The organism is Clostridiales bacterium, assembly GCA_012512255.1.
In the GTDB taxonomy this organism is placed as follows: domain Bacteria; phylum Bacillota; class Clostridia; order Christensenellales; family DUVY01; genus DUVY01.
In genome coordinates this window covers 1-5,299 of sequence record JAAZDJ010000095.1, presented here as the reverse complement: position 1 = coordinate 5,299, position 5,299 = coordinate 1, and the positions used below count along the sequence as shown (strand labels likewise).

The window sequence follows — 5,299 nt, the reverse complement described above, 5'->3', positions numbered from 1 at the left end:
TGTATGTAATGCTTACCCTTTGGTTGTCGCCTTGTATGTCCTCGGTAGTTAAGACAAATTTTTGGCCTTTTTCCAAAAAGACTTTGGAATTTTCAAATGTCTTAATTCTGATTTCGGGGCCTTTGGTATCCAGCATGATGGCTATGGGCAGGTTAAGCTGTTCCCTTAATCTTTTGACCATTTTGATTCTTCGCTCGTGAGTGTCGTATGACTCGTGCGAAAGATTAAGGCGTGCTATGTTCATGCCGGCCAGCATCAGCGTTTTTAATATATTTTCGTCATCGGTCTTGGGGCCTAGCGTGCATATTATTTTGGTTTTTCTAACCATAATTACTCCTAAAAATTTGTGGCTTATAATTGTCCGTTTAGATTATAGCACATCTTAACGCCAAAAACCAAACGGCAATTTTATTTTTATTTATTAATTTATCTAACGATTTTGGATTGATAGTTGTAATAATGATAGAAAGACAAAAACGCGGGAGGATAAATAGTATGAAAAAGGTTTTAAAAAAAATACTGGCGCTTATTTTCGCGATAAGCTTGCTAGGCGGCGTTTTTTACGGTTGCGACATGGGAGCCAATTCGGACTTGAGCTATGTAAGCATAAGAATTAATCCCCAGTTAGAGCTTGTTATCAACGGCAATGATATTATTACGGCTGCCAATCCGCTTAACGAAGACGCCGAAACCTTGCTCGCCGATGTTTCGCTCGCGGGCATGGCGCTGGCGGACGGCGCGGAATTAATAGTAAGACTGGCGGCTGAGGCGGGATTTATTGATGTTGACGGCGACAACGAATTGTTTATTGATGTGCTGACAGAAGAAGACGACGCGGATAATCAGACCCAAGAAAGAGCAACAAAAAAAGAGCGAATCAAAAAAGTTTTGCAAGACCGTATCAACAAGTTCTTTGACAACAACGGCATCTTTGGAAAGGTGAGCCAAGAGACTTTGGATCAATATCTTGACCAGGCCCAAAGTTTAGGCATCTCGCCCGCCAAGCTGAAAGCGATCATGAGGGCGCTTGATCTTAACCCGGACTTGACGCTGGACGAGCTAATAGACAAAGAAGTTAAGGAAATTGTCAAATTAATCAGGGACGCTATAAAGAACGAAGACTTTGGTTACACCGTAAGGAAAGAGTATAAGGCGGCAAGGGAGCAACTTAAAAATAGCTACGCCTATATGTTTGAATTGCAAAATCAAATAAAGGCGCTGAGGGCGCAGTGGCAAGAGTTTGAGGGCGATGACGCCGAAAAAGAGGTTTTGGCGCAAGAACTGAAGGCAAAAACAGAGGAATATAATAATCTCAAAGAACAATACGAGCAAGAAAAAGAACAATTAAAAGAGCAATACAAAGCCCAAGCGCAAGAAATCAAAGAGACCAAAAAAAGAGAAATGGAACAGCGAAAGGAGCAATTCAAAAACAAATTAGAAGAGAGCAAACAGGAGTTTGAAAAAAACAAAGAGCAAATCAAAGAACAAATCAACAATTGGAGAAAAGGGCAAAACAAACAAAACGGCTAAAGGCCTTGAAATCCAGGATGGATTAGGTATAATTAACATATAAATAATTCATTCCCTAAGGTATTTAATGATTAACAAACATCTGACAAGGTTAAGGCAGGGTGACAACTTTGCCTTGACGGATATTTACAATCTTACCAAGAACGCCGTTTTTTCCATATGTTACTCATATATGAGAAATTATCAAACAGCGCAAGATTTAATGCAGGATACCTATGTAAATATAATTAAACATATTTTAAAATTCAAAGACGGCTACAACGGCAGGGCTTGGATACATACGATAGCCAAAAACCTTTGCCTTAACGAACTCAAAAAAAGAAAAAGGGAAACTTGCGTTGATTTTAGCTTACGGGAAGATCTGGCGGGCGGTTACGAGCAGGCGCTGCCAGACGAGAGCGGGATTATTGGTTTGGCTTGCAAGGTTTTGAGCGATAACGAGCTAAAAATCGTAATGATGCATACCATAGGCGGCATCAAACTAAAAGAAATCGCCCAAATATTGCAAAGCCCGCAAGGCACGGTAAGATGGCAGTATAACAACGCGCTAAATAAACTAAGAAAAAACTTGGCTTCAATCGGTGAATTAAAATGAAAAAGAAAGATATAGAAAAAATGTTAATAAATTCGGCCGACAATTTTGTGCCCGAGTGCTTGGACAAAATCTTAGAAAAAACAAAATTCATTACGCCCGAAAAGCCAACAACACAGCCAAGACAATCGTTTGCTTGTTTTAGGCGTTTTGCGACGGCGTTTTCGGCTGTTTTGATATTTTTCTCGTTAGGCGTTGTTTCGTTTTTCGGGTATATGAATTCCGATTATATGACGGTTTATTTGGACATTAACCCGTCAATAGCCATAACGGTCAACCGTTTTGAAAAAGTCAAGTCAATAGAATTCATAAATCAAGACGCTAAAGTATTGTTTGAAAACTACAGAGCTAAAGGCAAACCCCTAGAACAGGTAATTAATGAGTTTTTGGAAAAGTATTTGCAAAAAACGGAAAGGCTGGAAGAGGACGCCGTGTTGTATCTGAGCGCGTATTGCAAAAATAACTCCAAGTCCGAAGAAATATTAAAAAGGCTCAAAACCAAAGCGTCCCAAGTTTTGAAAGATAAAAACGCGGACATACCGATTGAGGAGCTAAAGATAACAAAACAGGAAAGAAATCAAGCCAAGGACAAACAAATCTCGCCCGTTAAGTTAAAGCTAATTGAGCAAATCTTAAAAGTTAGCGACGAGCACACTGAAGAGCAATTGCAAAATATGAGCATTGGGGAGTTAAAAAAACTATTAAACGACTTGATACCTGACAACAACAGAACGAAGGGCAACAACTAACAAGGAAGCGACCCAAACGGCGATAACCAATCCCAAAACGGCGGCCCTAACCTATTTGGAAACGGCGGCAAAGATCAAGGCAAGAGCCGATAAATTGACAGTCAAAAATATAATAATTAAAATATATGATAACTTATAAACGCTTTTATGCTGTTATAAATACAAAAGAAAAAGGAAAAGTTATGAGTAAAATTTTTGTTATCGGCAGCGTCAATATGGACTTGGTAATATGCGCCGACCGGATGCCAAAAAGCGGCGAGACTATAAGCGGCTATGGCTTTATGATCAATCCGGGCGGCAAGGGCGCCAACCAAGCGGTGGCGGCGGCCAAAATGAACGCCGAAACCTACACGGTGGGATGCGTAGGCGACGACGCCTTTGGCGGCGAATTGCAAAAGGCGCTGGAAGGTTACGGCGTGGACACCCGATATCTTTCGCGCGCCCAGTCCAACAGCGGCATAGCCTTGATAGTGGTAGAAAAAGGCGACAACCGCATAATCTTGGACGCGGGCGCCAATTACAAGATAAATAAAAAAATGGTGGAACAAGCCTTAAGCCAAGCGTGCGAGCAAGACTTTTGCATTTGCCAGTTAGAAATCCCTCTAGACATTGTGGAATACGCCTTTAGTCTTGCCAAGCAAAAAGGCTTAACCACAATCCTAAACCCCGCGCCTGCGGTAAAATTGGGCAAAAATATTTTGAGCAATGTTGATATTATCGTGTTAAACGAGACGGAATGCGAGATTTTGGCGGATGTCACACCGCAAACCCAAGAAGACTATAAAAAGGTTTTTGAGTTTTTTTCGGGCTATAATATAAAATCCGTCATCATAACATTAGGCGGCAAGGGCTCTGTCTTAATAGAAAAAGATAACATACGGCGCGCGCCCGCTTTTAAAGTCCAAGCCATAGACACCACTTCGGCGGGCGACACATATTTGGGCGCTGCGGTATCCGAACTGGCTAAGGGCAAAAGCTTAATAGACGCTATGAAAACGGCAAGCGCCGCAAGCGCCTTGACGGTCACCAAAAAAGGCGCTATGCAATCAATCCCTTACTACGACGAAGTGATAAAATTTTTAAACCAAAAAACAAGCGGCTAAGAGCCGCTTTTTTGTTAAATTTACCTAAAAGTATCCCTTATAACCAATTCAAAATCAATTTGGTATTTCGTTATTGCGTCTTCGCCGCTAAAATAGCGGTTTATGTTTTGGGCGGTAAAAACCGAAAGTTTTTCCACATTGTTTTCCAAGCTTGTGAGCGCGGGATGGACGCATCTGGCAAGCAGCGAATTGTTATATCCTATAATAGACAGTTTTTGCGGCACTAGGATATTATTTTTTTGCGCCGCGATCAGCGCGCCCGCCGCCAAAACATCGTTAGCGCAGACCACGGCGTCTATGGGCAAGGATTTGTAACGCCCCCAAAAAGCGTCCGCAGCGTCTTCAATATCGGGCGAGCATCTTATAATATATCTTTCGTCTAGATTGAGAGTGCATTCTTTCACGCCCTCGCAAAAGCCTTGCAATTTTTTTTGGCTGCCGTAAGTGTCCACATCATACATAAACAAGATGTTTTTATGTCCTTTTTTATGGGCTTGCAAAACGCAATGTTTTATAGCCTCGCGCTCGTCGCAAAAAGCGCAATATATATTTTGATGTTTGATATAGGCGTTAATCAAAAACACCGGCAGTATGCTTGAGGCGTCTAAAATAACATCCTCGGTCTTTCCCACGAAAACCGAGCCTATAAAGATTATGGCGTCCACATTCTTGGAGACGAGCATATTGACCGAGCTTTGCCTTACTTCCAAACTCTCGCCCGTGCAGCTTAACAAAATATCGTAGCCGTATTTTCTAAGCTCGCGCTCTAAAACAGCCACGGCCTTGGCGTAATACATATCTTCTATGTTATAGCAAACAATGCCGATGAGCTTAAAGGTTGAGCCCGCCGACAGGGCTTGCGCCGTCTTATTGGGCGTGTAGTTGCATTTTTCAATGGCGTCCAAAACCCGCTTTTTGGTTTGGGCGCTCACATAGCCCGAATTATTTATAACTCTAGACACGGTGGTAATAGACACCCCCGCCATTTTGGCGATGTCATAAATTGTCGTCATTTTTAAAAAATTCTCCCAAAGGATTTTTTAAAAACATTATTGACTAATGTTTTTTGTTATGTTATTATATTTATAGTATAAGGTGAAAGCGCTTTCATGTCAAACTTGTCAAAGCATTTTGCTTTTTTTATTTATCTTTACAAAAAAGCGTTTTTTTTAAAATCTATTTAGGAGAAATCAATGAACAAATCCGTAATCGCCCAAATAGGCAAAGAAACAACAAGGCAAAGGGCATAGACAGCAACTCATGTCCTGCCATAAAAGTTGTCAACTGCACATCCTATAACAACGGCTCTTATAACGTGGCGTTTT

General features: G+C 41.3%; 6 protein-coding genes. 4 read left to right on the top strand and 2 right to left on the bottom strand.

The window, feature by feature from the left end; all coding sequences use genetic code 11:
* Positions 1-328: pyruvate kinase (locus GX756_05145; GenBank protein ID NLC17248.1), on the bottom strand; the 328-nt coding region annotated here is incomplete at its 3' end.
* 167 nt (positions 329-495) lie between these two features.
* On the opposite strand from GX756_05145, the gene GX756_05140 reads away from it, so the two are divergent.
* The 4 genes from GX756_05140 to rbsK all read left to right on the top strand — a co-directional run bounded on the left by GX756_05140 (position 496) and on the right by rbsK (position 3,974).
* Positions 496-1,530, top strand: coding sequence for a hypothetical protein (locus tag GX756_05140; protein ID NLC17247.1), 1,035 nt, complete (start codon positions 496-498; stop codon positions 1,528-1,530).
* Between the two features lie 67 nt (positions 1,531-1,597).
* Complete coding sequence (locus GX756_05135; GenBank protein ID NLC17246.1) at positions 1,598-2,125, top strand: RNA polymerase sigma factor; 528 nt, start codon at positions 1,598-1,600, stop codon at positions 2,123-2,125.
* Positions 2,122-2,871 (top strand): hypothetical protein, encoded by a 750-nt coding sequence (locus GX756_05130; GenBank protein NLC17245.1) that lies wholly within the window; start codon positions 2,122-2,124, stop codon positions 2,869-2,871. The genes GX756_05135 and GX756_05130 overlap by 4 nt, the downstream gene beginning before the upstream one ends.
* Positions 2,872-3,053: 182 nt before the next feature.
* On the top strand, positions 3,054-3,974 hold the full coding sequence (gene rbsK, locus GX756_05125; protein NLC17244.1) for a ribokinase: 921 nt from the start codon (positions 3,054-3,056) through the stop codon (positions 3,972-3,974).
* A gap of 20 nt (positions 3,975-3,994) precedes the next feature.
* On the opposite strand, the gene GX756_05120 is transcribed toward rbsK, so the two are convergent.
* On the bottom strand, positions 3,995-4,987 hold the full coding sequence (locus GX756_05120; GenBank protein ID NLC17243.1) for a LacI family transcriptional regulator: 993 nt from the start codon (positions 4,985-4,987) through the stop codon (positions 3,995-3,997).
* Positions 4,988-5,299 lie beyond the last annotated feature (312 nt).